Source organism: Pseudomonas sp. AM8 (assembly GCF_036346475.1).
Classification (GTDB): Bacteria; Pseudomonadota; Gammaproteobacteria; order Pseudomonadales; family Pseudomonadaceae; genus Aquipseudomonas; species Aquipseudomonas marginalis.
Genome location: NZ_JAOTNX010000005.1, coordinates 107,177 through 122,007 on the forward strand (window position 1 = coordinate 107,177; position 14,831 = coordinate 122,007).

Sequence of the window (14,831 nt, forward strand, 5' to 3'; positions counted from 1 at the left end):
GGGGCAAGGTCCAATGCGGCGTTAAACCCGTCGAAAAACGTCATTCGCCGGTTTTTTTCGCCTTTCACCCGGTTTTTTTCGGTTTCCTGGCGCGCTCTGGGCCAGTGGCGGTCTTGCGAGGGGCCGCCTTGCGCTTCTTTTTCCACGGCGCAGCACCTCGATCCGGCGGGCTGGCCGGCCCGCTGATGGTCATGCGCATGCCGTTGCAACGCGCCACTTGCTTGCTCATCCACGCCGCCTGCTTGGCGACGAATTCTTCCAGGCTCATCTCACCGCTTTGCACCATGTCCAGCGCCTGCTCCCAGATCGCGGTGGTGCCGGGGTCGGCAATGGCGCGGGGTACCGCGTCGATCAGGCTGAAGGCTGCCGGGGTGGCCGACAGCGCCTTGCCGTTCTTCACCAGGTAACCCCGGTCGAGCAACCCCTGGATAATCCCCGCGCGAGTGGCTTCGGTGCCGATGCCGGTGGTGTCCTTGAGCTTTTGCTTGAGCAGCGGGTCTTCCACCAGCTTGGCGACGTTTTTCATCGCCTTGATCAGGTCACCTTCGGTAAAGGGCTTGGGTGGTTGGGTCCACAGGTCCTTGAGGTTGACCTTGGCTACCGCGTAATCCTGACCCTGCACCAGTGTCGGCAAGGCCTGGGGGGCCGGTGCTTCACGGCCCTTTGCCGGTGCCAGGGCTTCGGGCAAGGCACGTTTCCAGCCCGGTTCGATCACCACTTTGCCCACCGCACGCAACGCCTGGCCCGCACAGTCGAAATCCGCCTGGGTGCGATCGTATTCATGGTTGGGCAGGAACTGCGCCAGGTAGCGCGCGCGAATCAAGGTGTAGACCGCACGGTGCTTGCCGGTGAGTTGGCCGACGTCCTTGCCGGCGCCGGTGGGAATGATGCCGTGGTGCGCACTGACCTTGGCATCGTTCCACGCCCGTGAGCGGCGCTGGGGATCGATATGCGGCATCAGCTCATTGACTGCTGCATCCGCACGGCCCAATGCGGCGAGAATCTTCGGCGCCTCGCTGTGCTGGCTCAATGGTAGGTAACCACAGTCACTGCGGGGGTAGGTGATGACCTTGTGGGTTTCGTAGAGGGATTGGGCGATATCCAGGGTTTCCTGGGCACCGAGGCCGAGCTTCTTCGAGCAGATTTCCTGCAGGGTGCCGAGGTCGAAGGGCAGGGGGGCCACCTCGCGCATGCGTTCGGTGCGCAGCTTGATCAGGCGTGCGCTGGCGGCGTTGCTCATGGCGTCGGCAGCGTCCCGGGCCAACTGCGGGTCAAGGCAGCGGCCCTGGTCGTCACAGGCATCCTCGGTCGCGCGCCATTGTGCGGTAAACGTCATGGATTGGTGGTGCAGGTCCACATCAATGGCCCAGTACGCCACGGGCACGAAGTCGGCGATGCTGCGGTCGCGGTCCACCACCAGGCGCAAGGTCGGTGTTTGCACCCGGCCCACCGGCAGCACGCCCTGATAGCCGGACTGACGCCCCAGCAGGGTAAACAGGCGACTCATGTTCATGCCGATCAGCCAGTCGGCGCGGGAGCGGCCCAGGGCCGAGTGGTACAGGCTGAAGGTTTCGGCGCCGGGCTTGAGCGCCGCCAGGGCCTTGCGGATGGAGGCATCGTCCAGTGCCGACAGCCATAACCGCTGGATCGGCCCGCGATAGCGGCAATGCTCGACCAGTTCGCGGGCGATCATCTCGCCTTCACGGTCGGCGTCGGTGGCGATCACCAGTTCCTGGGCTTCCCCCAGCAGGCGCTTGACGGCCTTGAACTGGCTGGCGGTCTTGGGCTTGACCAGCATCTTCCATTTTTCCGGGACGATCGGCAGGTCGGCCAGCACCCAGCGTTTGTATTTGGCGTCGTAGGCGTCGGGCGGGGCGGTTTCCAGCAGGTGGCCGATGCACCAGGTGACGGTGACCCCATTGCCCAACCAGCAACCGTCGCCGCGGCGACCGGCGCCGAGCACGGCCGCGATGTCCTTGGCCTGGGAGGGTTTTTCACAGAGGTACAGCCGCATGGTCATCACATCAGATCGGGTTGATGCTTTGCAGGATGCTCAGTCAGAGGAATTTGAGCAACTATTATCTGTATGGATGTACAGCAATTCGTGTAAGCGTTGCGGAAATAAATGTGGGAGGGGGCTTGCTCCCGATAGCGCCATATCAGTCAACGCAACTGTGACTGAACCACCGCTATCGGGAGCAAGCCTCCTCCCACAAGGGATCTCCTGTGTTCAGGCGATCGGTTTAATTGTTGTCGAGATCCACATGCCGCGTTTCTTTAAGGCAAAACAATCCGACAATCAGGCTCACCCCCGTCACCACCACCGGGTACCACAAGCCATAGAAGATATCCCCGGTGTACACCACCAGCGCAAACGACACGGTCGGCAGGAAGCCGCCAAACCAGCCGTTACCGATGTGGTAGGGCAGGGACATCGAGGTGTAGCGGATACGTGTCGGAAACAGTTCCACCATCAGCGCCGCCAGCGGGCCGTAGCACATGGCGGCGATCAGGATCAGTACCACGATCAGCACCACCACCATCACCTTGTTGACCTGCGCCACATCCGCCGAAGTCGGGTAGCCGGCCAGGGCCACTGCACCGCGCAGCGCTGCCTCGTCGAAGCCGTCGATGCGCACTTCACCCACGCTGACCTGCACCGGGCTGCCGGCCGGGGCGGCGGCACTGCTGTACGGCAGGCCTTGTTTGACCAGGAAGGTCTTGACCTTGTCGCACGGGCTGTCAAATTTCGCCTTGCCTACCGGATCGAACTGGAAGGTACAGGTGGCCGGGTCGGCCAGCACGGTGATCGGTGCCTGGCGGCTGGCCTGGTCCATCGCCGGGTTGGTGTAGTGCGCCAGGCCCTTGAAGATCGGGAAGTACAGCGCGGTGGCCAGCAGCAGGCCGAGCATCAGCACCGGCTTGCGCCCGACCTTGTCCGACAGCCAGCCAAAGAAGACGAAGAACGGCGCGCCAATCACCACGCTGATGATCAGCAGCATATTGGCCAGGGCCGGGTCCATCTTCAGGAACTGCGTGAGGAAAAACAGCACATAGAACTGCGACGCGTAGAACGTTACCGCTTGCCCACCGTTGATGCTGAACAGCGCGATCAGCACCACCTTGAGGTTTTCCCATTTACCGAAGGACTCACGGATCGGCGCCTTGCTGGCCTTGCCTTCCTCTTTCATTTTCAGGAATGCCGGCGACTCGTGCAGGCTCATGCGGATCCAGGTGGAAATACCCAGCAGCACAATGGAAAACAGGAACGGAATACGCCAGCCCCAGACTTCGAACTGATCGCCGGTGAAGTACCGGCATGCCAGCACCACCAGCAACGACAGCAACAAGCCCAGGGTCGCGGTGGATTGAATCCAGCTGGTGTTGAGGCCGCGTTTGCCGGCCGGCGCATGTTCGGCCACATAGGTGGCCGCACCGCCGTACTCGCCGCCCAATGCCAGGCCTTGCAGCATGCGCAGCACGATCAGGATGATCGGCGCCGCGATGCCGATGCTGGCGTAGGTTGGCAGCAGGCCGACGCAGAAGGTCGCCACGCCCATCAGGATGATGGTCACCAGGAACGTGTACTTGCGCCCGATCATGTCGCCCAGGCGGCCGAACACCAGCGCGCCGAACGGGCGCACCACAAAGCCGGCCGCAAAGGCCATCAAGGCAAAGATAAACGCCGTGGTGTCGTTGACCCCGGCAAAGAACTGCTTGCTGATCACCGCCGCCAGGGCGCCGTAGAGGAAAAAGTCATACCACTCGAACACCGTCCCCAGGGACGAGGCGAAGATGACTTTTCTTGATTCGTTACCGGTGCTCGCGTTGGTGGCCGAGCCCAGGGTTTGAGCATGTTCTGACATCGGGAAGCCCTCACAGTGATTATTTATTGTTGTTCCACTGTCGGCGCCAGGCTCAGCGCCGCTATTTCTCAGTTCCTTGCAGGAGCGAGCTTGCTCGCGAACGTTGTCAACAATTACGCGGGAAACCCGGAGGGCAGCGGCGCTTTTGCGTTTTTCGCGAGCAAGCTCGCTCCTACAGTGTTCGGCGAAAGGATCAGCTGCGCGGCTTTTTCCGCGATCATCAGCGTCGGTGAACAGGTATTGCCGGAGGTAATGCGCGGCATGACCGAGGCATCGGCGATACGCAGGCCGGGCACGCCATGCACGCGCAACTGGGCGTCGACCACCGCGTCTTTATCGCTGCCCATGCGGCAGGTGCCGACCGGATGGAAGATCGTCGTGCCGATACGCGCGGCCGCTTCGTGCAGTTGCTCTTCGGTTTGCAGCGCGTCGCCGGGCAGGTATTCCACCGGCTTGAACTGGCTCAGGGCCGGTGCGGCGACGATGCGTCGGGTCAGGCGAATCGCGTCGGCGGCCACCCGCAGGTCCTCCGGGTGGCTGAGGTAGTTGGGCCGGATCAGCGGCGCATCCGCCGGGTTGGCCGAGCGGATATCGATGCGGCCACGGCTTTGCGGGCGCAGGTCGCAGACCGAGGCGGTAAACGCCGGGAACCCATGCAGCGGTTCACCAAAGCGTTCCAGGGACAGCGGCTGCACGTGGTATTCGAGGTTGGCCGAGGTCTGTTCCGGGCCCGAGCGGGCAAACGCGCCGAGCTGGCTGGGCGCCATCGACAGCGGGCCGCTGCGGTCATACAGGTAGCGCAGGCCCATGCCCATCTTGCCCCATACGGTACCGGCGATCTGGTTCAGGGTGCGGGCGTTTTCCAGCTTGTAGATCAGCCGCAGCTGCAGGTGATCCTGCAGGTTGCCGCCGACGCCCGGCAGTTCATGCCGCACATCGATGCCCAGCGGCTTGAGCACGCTGGACGGGCCGATCCCCGAGCGTTGCAGGATGCCCGGCGAGCCCACGGAGCCGGCGCACAGCACGATTTCCTTGCGGGCCTTCCAGCTCACTGGCTGGCCGTTTTGACGCCCGATCACGGCCGAGGCGCGGCCGTTTTCCAGGACCACGCGGTCTACCTCGACCTCGGTCAGCACGGTGAGATTGGGCCGCTGGCGGATCGGCTTGAGAAACGCCTTGGCCGCGTTCCAGCGCACCCCGGCCTTCTGGTTGACCTGAAAGTAGCCGCAGCCTTCGTTATCGCCCTGGTTGAAGTCGCTGATCGTGGCAATGCCGCTTTGCGCCGCAGCATCCCGAAAGGCGTCCAGGATCGGCCAATGCAGCCGCTGCTGTTCGACTCGCCACTCGCCGCCGTCACTGTGGAATTCCGAGCTGCCGGCAAAATGGTTTTCGCTCTGCTTGAACAGTGGCAGCACGTCTTTCCAGGCCCAGCCATCGTTACCTGCCGCCGCCCAGCCGTCGTAGTCCTGGGCCTGGCCGCGCATGTAGATCATGCCGTTGATGGATGAGCAGCCGCCGAGCACCTTGCCCCGTGGGTAGCTCAGCGCACGGCCTTGCAGGCCTTCCTGGGCTTCGGTCTTGAAGCACCAGTCGGTGCGCGGGTTACCGATGCAGAACAGGTAGCCGACGGGTATATGGATCCAGGGGTAGTTGTCGCGGCCACCGGCTTCAAGCAGCAGCACGCGGTGGGCGGGGTTGGCGGACAGTCGATTGGCGAGCAGGCAGCCTGCGGGGCCGGCGCCTACTACCACGTAATCGTATTCAGCAGCTGCAATGGGCATCTGAGGTCTCGCTTGTTTTTCTTATTGGCTCCATCCTAGTTGTTAGTTTTCGTCTTAAAAATGTTAGTTTTTACCCAGCTGCTGTGCGTTTTTAAACAGCGCTATCCGGGCCATGCAATGGAGGCGACATGTTCGACTGGAATGACCTGCGGTATTTTCTGGAGTTGCAGCGCAGCGGCCGCCTGCTCACCGCCGCGCAGCGCCTGAAAACCACGCACGCCACGGTGGCCCGGCATATCGAAGCCATCGAGAAGAGCCTCGGCACCGCGCTGTTCGTGCAGCACGCCCAGGGCTACGAACTGACCCCCGCCGGCGAAGCCCTGCTTAAACACGCCGAGGCCATGGAAAACGTCGCGCTGTTGGCCGAGGACGAATTGACCCACGCCGCTGCGCCCCTGGGCAAGATCCGCCTCGGGGTGGCCGAAGGGTTGGGGGTGATGTTCCTCGCCGGCCGCATGGGCGGGCTGTTCGAACGCTATCCTGGCCTGGAAGTGGAACTGCTCGCCGTGCCGCGCTTCGTCAGCATCCTCAACCGCGAGGCGGAAATCAGCATCCACCTCGAACGCCCCAGCGTCGATCAACTGGTCACGCGCAAACTCACCGATTACCGCCTGTCGCTCTATGCCAGCCGCGCTTACCTGGACCGCAATCCCCCGATCGAAAAACGCGAAGACCTCGCCGCCCACGCCTGGATCGACTACGTCGATGACCTGCTGTTCAGTCAGGAGCTGAAGTTTCTCAGCAGTTTCTGCCGTAACCCCAAGGTGGTGTTCCACAGCACCAGCGTCATCGCCCAGCACCAGGCCGCACGCTCCGGATTGGGGATTGCGGTGTTGCCGTGCTTCATGGCGTCGGGTGACCCGCAGTTGGTGCCGTTGCTGCCGGGGGAGGGGATCCAGCGCAGCTACTGGATCAGCTCGCGCCGGGAGTTGCACAAGTCGGTGCGGTTGCGGGTGTTGTGGGACTACGTGGTGGAATTGTGCGCGCGGGAGCAGCCACTGTTGCTCGGCGAATCCAGCTGAAGAAACCCTCCCGCATTGATCTGTGGTGTTGGTTGAATCGGATTAATCCCTCAATTCGAATTCGGCACTGCCCAATCGCTCTCCATTCACCAGCACATGCACCGCATGCCTGCCGGGATAGTGCTTGCGCGTGGTCAACGCGCGAATATGCTGCTCGCGGCGGATGCTCTGCCGTTCACCCGCGCCCAGCGTAAACGCCTTGAGCTTGAACACCTTGGTCGCGCTGTGCCCGGCGCTTTTGACGTAGTCGATGGCATAGTCCACCACCAGTTTCTGTGCAGTGGCAGCGGTGGATTCCAGGCTGAATGACAGGTTGATCCGCTCGCCCAGGGTGATCACCGCCGGCGTCACGCTCAGGTGATGGAGCTTCACCTCGGCCTTGGCGCCTGCGCCCATGATCGTCAGCGCGCGGGTGTTGCCCTGCTTGATCAGGCTGCGCAGCGCATGGCGGGCGATCCAGGCGGTGTGCGGGTTATCCAGGTTCCAGCCTTCGATCAGGCTGAGCACCCAATCCGGGTGGTCCTTGGTGATGTCGTTGAGGTGGTTGGCCACGGATTTGCGTACGTAGAGGCTGCTGTCGGCCTTGAGGTTATCGAGGATCGGCGCGCACAGCTCGGGGTTGGCCTGCACCTTGGCCAGGCGAAACGACCACGGCAGGCGCGGGCGCGAGCCTTCGCTGGCGAGGCGGCGCACGTGATCGTTGTCATCCCGCGACCAGGTTTGCATGACCGCCAAGGTGCGTTCGAAGTCGTGGAGCAAGAAGGGTCTTATGGCGAACTCAGCCGAGCCAAAGGGGGTGAAGTATTTGAGCGCGGCCATGGAGCGTTTGAAGTCATCCAGGCCGTAGCTCGCCACGTAGTGCGGCAGGCACAGGCTGACAAACCCGCTGTTCAGGCGCGGGGCCAGGGCGTAGAGCAGCTTGAGGGTCTGGGCATAGTCCAGCGGGATCACCGCGTGCAGGCTTTCGCTGACCCGCGCCATACGCTGCATCACCGATAACTCGGCGAGCCCGGCCTTGGCATGCTTGAGAAACCCCTTGGCGTCGAACGCCGGGTACACCGCGGTCATCTCGCTGGCGATGTGTTGCAGGCGTTCGAGGTTGAAGATTTCCTTGAGGGCCGGGGCGCTTTGGTCGGTCATCGGTTATTCCGTCGTTAGAGAAACCAGCGGTATTCCCGCGCATGGATTTCTTGTTGAAAGGCCAGGTGATCCTGGCGTTTGTTCTCGCAGTACACGTCGACAAATTCGGCGCCCAGCTTATCGCGCACTACCGGCTGATGCTGCATGGCGCGCACGGCATCGAGCATTTCCACGGGGAAGTCGGTGCCGCTGCTGCGGTCCTCGTTCAGTGGCGCGATAGGTTCTCGCCCGGCTTCAAGGCCATGTTCAAGGCCGACCAGGATCGCCGCCAGCACTAGATACGGGTTGGCGTCGGCACTGGCCAGGCGATGTTCGATCCTCAGGTTGCGCGGGTCGGAGTCGGGGATGCGCACGCACGCGTCGCGGTCTTCAAACCCCCAGCAGGCGCGGGTGGCCGCGTTGACCGTACCGCCCAGGCGGCGGAAGGCATTGTGGTTGGGCGAGAAGATCGGCATGCAGTGGGGCAGCAACTCCAGGCAACCGGCCACGGCATGGCGCAGGGGTTGCTGCTGGTGCGCCGCGAGCATATTGTTGCCCGCACCGTCGTACAGGCTGACATGCACATGCATGCCGCTGCCGGGAAATTGCAGGTAAGGCTTGGCCATGAAACTGGCGCGGTAGCCGTGTTTCAGCGCCACGCCACGGGTGCTGCGGCAGAACAGGGCCGCCCAGTCGGCGGCGCGCATGCCGTCGTCGAGGTGGCCGAAATTGATCTCGAACTGGCCGGGGCCGAGTTCGGCGGTGATCACCGTGATGTCGATGCCCTGGTCCTTGGCGGTCTGCGCCATGTCGTCCAGCACTTCGCTGAAGCGCGACAGCCGTTCTATATGCAGGTTGGGCTGGTCGTCGGTGTCATCGCTGAGCGGGTCACGGGCGAATTGCGGCAGGCCGTTGTCGAGTTTTTTGTCGAACAGGTAGAACTCCAGTTCGAAGGCCACCACCGGGTGAATGCCTTTGTGGTGCAGGCGCTCCAGCACCTTGGCCAGGACTTCGCGAGGTTCGAATTCGATCGGCGCCTCGGTGCCGTCCGAGGTGATCAACATCTGCCCCAAAGGCTGCGACTCCCAGCTCACCGGCTTGAGCGTGCCGGGCACCAGGCGGCGGTTGGCATCCGGGTCGCCGTCGTGGAAGCAGTAGTCGCCGATCTTGAACAGCCCGCCCTGAACCCCCAGCAGCACGGCGTTCTGCGGCAGCTTCAAGGGGCTGCCGGCGGCGACCTTTTCCAGTATCTCGATGGGGTAGCGCTTGCCGTAGAAATGCCCGGGGATGTCCAGGGCAATCAGGTCGACATAACGCACGTCGGGATGGTTCTGGCGAAAGGTCCGTACTTCGGCCAGTAACGTGGAGGCTTGGCTTTTCACGGGTGTTGCTCCTAGTTGTAAACCCACAGCACGCGGGCGGGCAGGTCGGTGAGGTTGGCGTAGCGGCAGTGGGCGAAACTGGCCAGGTGGAAGCTGTCACCGGGGCCGAGGGTGACCGAATCGGCCTCGCCCTCTACCCACAGCGTCAATTCCCCTTCCAGTACAAATCCGGCCTGCTCGGCGCGGTCGCTCATGGTTTGTTCACCGCTATTGGCACCCGGGGCCAGCAGGCTGTCGAGCATCGAGAAGGCGCCATTCATGCTGGGGGACACCAGGATGTCGGTGATGCCATTGGCGTAATACACCGTGCGGCGTTCGTTGGGGCGGGTGACCCAGCTCACGGCCTTGGGTTTGGACAGGCTGTAGAAATAGGTGGTGGGCACGTCGAGGGCATGGCTGATGGCGGTGAGATCCGCCACGGTCGGACGCGACAAGCCCCGTTCCACTTGGGACAGGAAGCCCACCGAACGCTCGATTTTCTGTGCGAGTTGGGCGAGGGTGAGCTTCTTGTACTTGCGCAGGTCGTGGATCAGGATCGCCAGGGCGTCGAGTTCTTCTTGCTGGTTCATGAAATTTATATCTAATAATTTCATGAAAAATTACAGGATTTATTTCATGGCGGCAATGGGCAGGGAGATTTGTCAGGGTCTGAAAAGTTGTGTAGATACCTATGCTCATCACAGGGGATCAAGGTTCAACAGGCTGAATGATTTCATGCGCCTGCGGTCGGAACCTGGGTACGCATCATTCATTGAAGGAGCACCCATGAAGTCCAAAACCCTCGCTGCCTGTGTCCTGGTCGCCGCCAGCCTGTCCACCGCCAGCTTTGTCGTGCAGGCCGGCGACACTCCCCAGGAAACCGTGCAGCCTTCGAACATCAATACCCGTGATTTGAAAGAAGGCGACCGTGCCCCGGACATCCTGATGCGCAAGGAGTCGGCGGTCAGCGACTGGAAGAAACGCGGTCTCAAGCAGCCTGAAGCCGACAGCCAGTGGGCCCGTGTGGGCGACAGGTTCGTGCTGCTCAAAACCACCAACGGCACCATCCTGGAGATCACGCCCGTCAAGAAATGACCCGCGTTTTTTCCTCGCTCTTGCGTTAAGGTAACCGGCCATCAAGACCGCGTTACCTTAGACGAAAGAGAGCAGGATGCTTGCCACAATAAGAAACTACCCCCGCGCCGTGAACCTGTTGTTGTCCGCCACGTTGCTGCTGACGCTGGCCAAGGCGATTACCTTTCCCTACCTGGTGATCTACCTCACCCGCCAATTTGCCCTCGATATCACCCAGGTTGGGCTGGTGATCGGCAGCTCGTTGATCCTTGGCTCGCTGCTCAGCGTATATGGCGGTTTTCTGGTCGACCGCATCAACAGTTATCGACTGTTGCTGGGGTTGAGCGTGCTGTTTGGGCTGGGTTTTATCGGTACGGTGCTGGCGCAGAACATCTGGGCGTTCTACAGCTGCCTGATCCTGATCAACCTGGCCTACGCGGTCATCGATATTGCGGTAAAGGCCGGTTTTGCCAGCTTGTTGCCGGAAGATGCACGCAGCGAAGTGTTTTCCATCAAGTACACCCTGACCAATATCGGCTATGCCGCGGGGCCGTTCTTTGGGGCGATGGTGGCCAAGCTGGACATCAGCCTGCCGTTCATCCTGTCGGCGTTGTTGGGGGCGGGTTTTTTCCTGCTGTACTGGCGCTGGGGCGATCGCACCCTGGCGACCATCGATGTGACGCAAAAGCCGGTGCCGTTCCTGGCCGTCGGCCGCGTGCTGCTGCGTGACCATCGCCTGGTGTGCTTCACCCTTGGGGGTGTGCTCAGCGCCGTGGTGTTCGGCCAGTTCACCGCCTACCTCTCGCAGTACCTGGTTACCACCACCAGTGCTGAATACACCTACACCGTCATCAGTGCCGTGCTCACCACCAACGCCGTGCTGGTGATCGCCTTGCAATACGTGATTGGTCGACGTATTTCCCACCGTTACCTCAGCCAATGGCTGATTGCCGGCCTGGGCATGTTCATGCTGGGCTTGATTGGTTTTGCGCTGTCCACCAGCGTGCTGTGGTGGGTGCTGGCGATGGCAGTATTTACCGTAGGGGAAATCATCGTGTTCCCGGCCGAATACATGTTTATCGACCGGATCGCCCCGGACCACCTGCGCGGCATGTACTACGGCGCACAGAACCTGTCCAACCTGGGGGCGGCGCTGGGGCCGGTGTTGTGCGGGCTGGTGCTGGCCAGCCTGCCGGCCCACTACATGTTCTACATGCTGGGGGCGTTCATCGTCGCGGGCGGGGTGTTCTATTTCATTGGTTCGTCGTTGAAGGCGCGTCTTCCAGCGTGACCTTGCCCATGTTGTTGCTTTGCAGTTCGTAGCGCAGTTCTTCCACCATCTTTTCCACGTCTTGCGGGGTCTGCAGCCGGTTGGTGCTGATCCCCGTCACCACCAGGTCCACCCGGCCGGTGTCGGCGTCGTAGACCTTGAGGGTCAGCGACGCATCCCGGCACAGGGTGAACTCGCATGTCAGCGGCGCGAGGCCTTCTTCGATGCAATTTCGCAGTTGAGAGAGCGTAAACATGTGGGTTCCTTCAGGGTGTCGTTTTACGACGGCACAGGTTGAAAGCCCTGTACTCACACCCTGAAGGTTAGGGATTGGGACTGCGCGGGATAAGGCGAATTCGCACTAGCCGCACTAGTGCATTTGCACTTTTATCGGCTTTTCTTGACCCGCAGTTCACCGGCAAACAGCCCGCGTTCACGGGCCCAGACAATCGCTGCACTACGGCTATGCACCCCCAGTTTCGAGTACACCGTGGCCACATGGTTACGCACCGTGTTGGGCGCCAATTTCAGGCGTGAGGCGATCTCCTTGTCGGCCAGGCCCTCGCAGATCAGGCCGAGTACATCGCGCTCACGGGCGGTCAGGTCGGTGAAGGCCACGTTCGGCAGGTTGGGACTGTTGACGCTCTTGGCATTGGCCAGTTTCTCGATCAGGGTCTGGCTGAACCAGGACGCGTCCTGCATCACTTCCTCGATGGCCGCCACCAACTCCAGTTCCGAGCGCTTGCGTTCGGTGATGTTCATCATCACCAGCAGGTAGCAGGGGACATCCTGAATGGTCACCGTGTCCGCCGAGACCACGCAGTCGATGACCTCGTTGCCTTTCTTGCGCACCTTGAGGTCCTGGCCATCGAGGTTGCCGGCTTTCTCCAGGGTGGCGAACAACTGCGCGGCCGCCTGCTGGCTGTCGATAAAGTTGATGTCTTCGACGGATTTACCGATCAGCTCTTCACTGGTGTACCCGGTAATGGTCATGAATGCTTCGTTGATATCCACCACCTGCCGGTTGGCGGCGTTGCACACCAAGGTGGGCACCGGCGTCAGGCGAAACGACTTCGCGAAGCGCTCTTCACTCTGGCGCAGGGCGATCTCGGCCTTGCGGCGTGGCTCCAGGTCGGTGAAGGAAAACAGCATGCAGTCTTCCTCGTTCATGTCCAGCGGCTGGCCGGCGACGATCACCAGTTTGCTGCCGCCTCCGGGCAGTTTCAGCTCGGCCTGCATCTGCGGGATGGTCGCGCCTTCCCCCAGGCGCTGAACGGCCAGCTCCCTGCGCTCGGCATGCTCCAGCACGTCCAGCTCATACACGGAGCGGCCGATCACCTGGTCGCGGGTGTAGCCGGTCATCTCCAGGAAGCCCTGGTTCACTTTGATATAGCGCAGGTCGCTGAGGCGGCAGATCACCGCCGGCGCCGGGTTGGCGTTGAAGGTTTTTTCGAAGCGCTGTTCGGCGCTGGCCCATTCGGTGGCGTCGCTGAGGATCAGCACCAGCAATTCAGGCGTGCCATGGGAATCGCTGATGACCAGGCTGCGCAGGCGGTGCACCCAGGTTTTTTCTTCATCGGCGGTGGGCATGACCTCCACTACCACGTCACTGAATTCATCGCCTGCCGCCGCGCGGGCGAGGGGGTAATTCTCCAGGGGCAAGGGATGATTATTGCGATAGCGCAGGGCGAAGCGTTCGGCGTATTCCCGGGCATTGCTGCCCAGTGCCGCCACGTCATCCACCCCGTGCATGGTCAGCGCGGCTTCATTGGCCCAGAGGATCGTTTGGTCCACCTCTACAAGGATGATCCCATCGGACAGCCCGGAGATGATCTGCTGCAGCTGGCGGCGGTTGGTTTCTTTGGCAAGGACATCCTGGGTCATGGTTTCTCCGGGTTTTAGACGCATGAAAGTACGACAGCCCGGTGTCAGGATAGTGCAGGGCAATTACGCGGCGTGGGGTGCGAATGCACCAGGTGGTCTGGTGTCTTTGCGCGAGGATGAGAGAGTGTTGGGCTCGCCAGACTGAGACGGTCAATCACTGTAAAAGGATCGCGGTGGCCTGCACGGTGTACTGCTCAAGCGGGCGACGCGCTGAAACAATGGTTCGAGCGTGTGAAAGCCTTTGGTGAACCTGCGTTGAAGGCGGAGGATAGAGACGCAGTGGTCAACATCGTTGCCGCCCGTACCGGCAATAGCAAAGAGGAAGCGACCCACATCGTCGACAATTACGCCCAGGCTTATAAGCAGGCCATCCAAAAGGTCGATGAGCTGAAGCAACAGTCCACCAGGTGCATGACCGAAAGCACGGTCGACAAAAGATCGGGGCACAAAAACTCACACTAGTGCGCTGGCATAAGGGTTTTGGACACCGTCATCATTACGTCACACAAGCCCGCTTGACGGTTGAGCGGTTTTTTTTATTGGTGTGTCTCGTGTGTACAAAAAACGCATTGCCATTTGGTGGTGTGTAATATACACACCTAAGGGTGAGGCGATGAGAAGTCGAGAGGTGATTGACCTGCTGGTTGCGGATGGTTGGTTTGAGGTGGCAGTGAAGGGCAGTCATCATCAGTTCAAGCACCCCATGAAGCGGGGAAGAGTCACCGTCCCTCATCCCAAGTCAGAGATTGCCAAGGGCACTCTGCACAGTATTTTCAAATCAGCCGGTCTCAAATAATTGCCTGCTGGATGAATTGGGCGAGCTCCCACGGGCTCGGTCAGAGGAGGAACAATGAAATTCCCAGTGGTAGTACACAAAGATGCTGATTCGGATTACAGCGTGACCGTCCCTGATGTGCCGGGGTGTTTCTCGGCGGGCGGGTCTTTTTCCGAAGCGCTGGACAATGTACGTGAGGCATTGGCTCTGCACCTCGAAGGCCTGGTTGCCGATCAGGAACAGCTTCCTCAGGCGCTGGAGGTTGATGCCCATTTGGGTAATCCGGATTTTGCCGGTGGTGTCTGGGCGATAGTCGACTTTGACCTCACGCCTTATCTGGGGAAATCAGTGCGGTTCAATGCCTCTCTGCCGGAACACCTCTTGCAGCGGATTGACGAGCGTGTGCAAAAGGATCATCGCTATGCATCGCGGTCAGGTTTTTTGGCGACGGCAGCGCTGCGTGAGCTCTCTGCGTAAGTAAGCACAAGCGAGCACTCTGTATCGGCTTATGGCGTGTTCAAGTCGGGCCGACGCTATATCTACGGGATTTTTGTGGGGGGCAGTACTAAAGCAACGGGGTCGCTGCGCAGCCCAACGGAAGCAAGCTCCCTCGCTTGAGCGGCGCAAGCGCTTGGGATTCTCTCGGAAACGTCCTGCAAGTTAAAGTGTAATGTCACAG

Annotated in this window: 13 protein-coding genes and 1 pseudogene; 6 read left to right on the plus strand and 8 right to left on the minus strand. The window is 61.2% G+C overall.

Annotated elements, in window-relative coordinates:
* Nucleotides 1-64: 64 nt before the first annotated feature.
* The 3 genes from V3W40_RS14200 to V3W40_RS14210 all read right to left on the minus strand — a co-directional run bounded on the left by V3W40_RS14200 (nucleotide 65) and on the right by V3W40_RS14210 (nucleotide 5,647).
* Nucleotides 65-2,014, minus strand: coding sequence for a DNA topoisomerase III (locus tag V3W40_RS14200; RefSeq protein WP_330215303.1), 1,950 nt, complete (start codon nucleotides 2,012-2,014; stop codon nucleotides 65-67).
* A 229-nt stretch (nucleotides 2,015-2,243) separates the two neighbouring features.
* Nucleotides 2,244-3,866: an MFS transporter gene (locus V3W40_RS14205; RefSeq protein WP_065927812.1), complete on the minus strand. Its 1,623-nt coding sequence runs from the start codon at nucleotides 3,864-3,866 to the stop codon at nucleotides 2,244-2,246.
* Nucleotides 3,867-3,979: 113 nt separating this feature from the next.
* Nucleotides 3,980-5,647, minus strand: coding sequence for a GMC family oxidoreductase (locus tag V3W40_RS14210; protein ID WP_074845331.1), 1,668 nt, complete (start codon nucleotides 5,645-5,647; stop codon nucleotides 3,980-3,982).
* A 128-nt stretch (nucleotides 5,648-5,775) separates the two neighbouring features.
* On the opposite strand from V3W40_RS14210, the gene V3W40_RS14215 reads away from it, so the two are divergent.
* On the plus strand, nucleotides 5,776-6,669 hold the full coding sequence (locus V3W40_RS14215) for a LysR family transcriptional regulator (protein WP_330215192.1): 894 nt from the start codon (nucleotides 5,776-5,778) through the stop codon (nucleotides 6,667-6,669).
* Between the two features lie 42 nt (nucleotides 6,670-6,711).
* Here V3W40_RS14215 and V3W40_RS14220 read toward each other — a convergent pair whose 3' ends face one another.
* From V3W40_RS14220 to V3W40_RS14230, 3 genes are read right to left on the minus strand one after another with little or no spacing between them, the layout of a single operon-like run.
* Nucleotides 6,712-7,809 carry a DNA alkylation repair protein gene (locus V3W40_RS14220; protein ID WP_330215193.1) on the minus strand — a complete coding sequence of 366 codons (1,098 nt, stop codon included), beginning with the start codon at nucleotides 7,807-7,809 and terminating at the stop codon, nucleotides 6,712-6,714.
* Between the two features lie 14 nt (nucleotides 7,810-7,823).
* Nucleotides 7,824-9,170, minus strand: coding sequence for a glutamine synthetase family protein (locus V3W40_RS14225; protein WP_330215194.1), 1,347 nt, complete (start codon nucleotides 9,168-9,170; stop codon nucleotides 7,824-7,826).
* Between the two features lie 11 nt (nucleotides 9,171-9,181).
* Nucleotides 9,182-9,739: a helix-turn-helix domain-containing protein gene (locus V3W40_RS14230; RefSeq protein ID WP_027603184.1), complete on the minus strand. Its 558-nt coding sequence runs from the start codon at nucleotides 9,737-9,739 to the stop codon at nucleotides 9,182-9,184.
* A 196-nt stretch (nucleotides 9,740-9,935) separates the two neighbouring features.
* Here V3W40_RS14230 and V3W40_RS14235 point away from each other — a divergent pair, with 196 nt between their 5' ends.
* Both V3W40_RS14235 and V3W40_RS14240 read left to right on the plus strand, forming a co-directional pair.
* Nucleotides 9,936-10,244 carry an RcnB family protein gene (locus V3W40_RS14235; protein WP_027603185.1) on the plus strand — a complete coding sequence of 103 codons (309 nt, stop codon included), beginning with the start codon at nucleotides 9,936-9,938 and terminating at the stop codon, nucleotides 10,242-10,244.
* Nucleotides 10,245-10,320: 76 nt separating this feature from the next.
* Nucleotides 10,321-11,514 (plus strand): MFS transporter, encoded by a 1,194-nt coding sequence (locus V3W40_RS14240; protein WP_027603186.1) that lies wholly within the window; start codon nucleotides 10,321-10,323, stop codon nucleotides 11,512-11,514.
* On the opposite strand, the gene V3W40_RS14245 is transcribed toward V3W40_RS14240, so the two are convergent.
* Together V3W40_RS14245 and V3W40_RS14250 are read right to left on the minus strand one after the other, a co-directional pair.
* The gene (locus V3W40_RS14245) at nucleotides 11,477-11,749 is read right to left on the minus strand and encodes a DUF1652 domain-containing protein (RefSeq protein WP_027603187.1); all 273 of its coding nucleotides are present in this window, start codon (nucleotides 11,747-11,749) and stop codon (nucleotides 11,477-11,479) included. The genes V3W40_RS14240 and V3W40_RS14245 overlap by 38 nt on opposite strands.
* A gap of 131 nt (nucleotides 11,750-11,880) precedes the next feature.
* A complete protein-coding gene (locus V3W40_RS14250) occupies nucleotides 11,881-13,377 on the minus strand; it encodes a helix-turn-helix transcriptional regulator (RefSeq protein WP_330215195.1) in 1,497 nt (498 codons plus the stop codon).
* A gap of 195 nt (nucleotides 13,378-13,572) precedes the next feature.
* Here V3W40_RS14250 and V3W40_RS14255 point away from each other — a divergent pair.
* From V3W40_RS14255 to V3W40_RS14265, 3 genes and pseudogenes are all read left to right on the plus strand, one after another.
* Nucleotides 13,573-13,800: pseudogene (locus tag V3W40_RS14255) on the plus strand (hypothetical protein); the annotation flags it as partial.
* Between the two features lie 190 nt (nucleotides 13,801-13,990).
* Nucleotides 13,991-14,173, plus strand: coding sequence for a type II toxin-antitoxin system HicA family toxin (locus V3W40_RS14260; protein WP_065947541.1), 183 nt, complete (start codon nucleotides 13,991-13,993; stop codon nucleotides 14,171-14,173).
* Between the two features lie 54 nt (nucleotides 14,174-14,227).
* A complete protein-coding gene (locus V3W40_RS14265) occupies nucleotides 14,228-14,629 on the plus strand; it encodes a type II toxin-antitoxin system HicB family antitoxin (RefSeq protein WP_065947540.1) in 402 nt (133 codons plus the stop codon).
* Nucleotides 14,630-14,831: the final 202 nt, after the last annotated feature.

Bases quoted from the DNA above. Each gene is read 5' to 3' on its own strand.
- V3W40_RS14200 (WP_330215303.1), bottom strand. From the start codon at position 2,014: ATGCGGCTGTACCTCTGTGAAAAACCCTCCCAGGCCAAGGACATCGCG.
- V3W40_RS14205 (WP_065927812.1), bottom strand. From the start codon at position 3,866: ATGTCAGAACATGCTCAAACCCTGGGCTCGGCCACCAACGCGAGCACC.
- V3W40_RS14210 (WP_074845331.1), bottom strand. From the start codon at position 5,647: ATGCCCATTGCAGCTGCTGAATACGATTACGTGGTAGTAGGCGCCGGC.
- V3W40_RS14215 (WP_330215192.1), top strand. From the start codon at position 5,776: ATGTTCGACTGGAATGACCTGCGGTATTTTCTGGAGTTGCAGCGCAGC.
- V3W40_RS14220 (WP_330215193.1), bottom strand. From the start codon at position 7,809: ATGACCGACCAAAGCGCCCCGGCCCTCAAGGAAATCTTCAACCTCGAA.
- V3W40_RS14230 (WP_027603184.1), bottom strand. From the start codon at position 9,739: ATGAACCAGCAAGAAGAACTCGACGCCCTGGCGATCCTGATCCACGAC.
- V3W40_RS14235 (WP_027603185.1), top strand. From the start codon at position 9,936: ATGAAGTCCAAAACCCTCGCTGCCTGTGTCCTGGTCGCCGCCAGCCTG.
- V3W40_RS14240 (WP_027603186.1), top strand. From the start codon at position 10,321: ATGCTTGCCACAATAAGAAACTACCCCCGCGCCGTGAACCTGTTGTTG.
- V3W40_RS14245 (WP_027603187.1), bottom strand. From the start codon at position 11,749: ATGTTTACGCTCTCTCAACTGCGAAATTGCATCGAAGAAGGCCTCGCG.
- V3W40_RS14250 (WP_330215195.1), bottom strand. From the start codon at position 13,377: ATGACCCAGGATGTCCTTGCCAAAGAAACCAACCGCCGCCAGCTGCAG.
- V3W40_RS14260 (WP_065947541.1), top strand. From the start codon at position 13,991: ATGAGAAGTCGAGAGGTGATTGACCTGCTGGTTGCGGATGGTTGGTTT.
- V3W40_RS14265 (WP_065947540.1), top strand. From the start codon at position 14,228: ATGAAATTCCCAGTGGTAGTACACAAAGATGCTGATTCGGATTACAGC.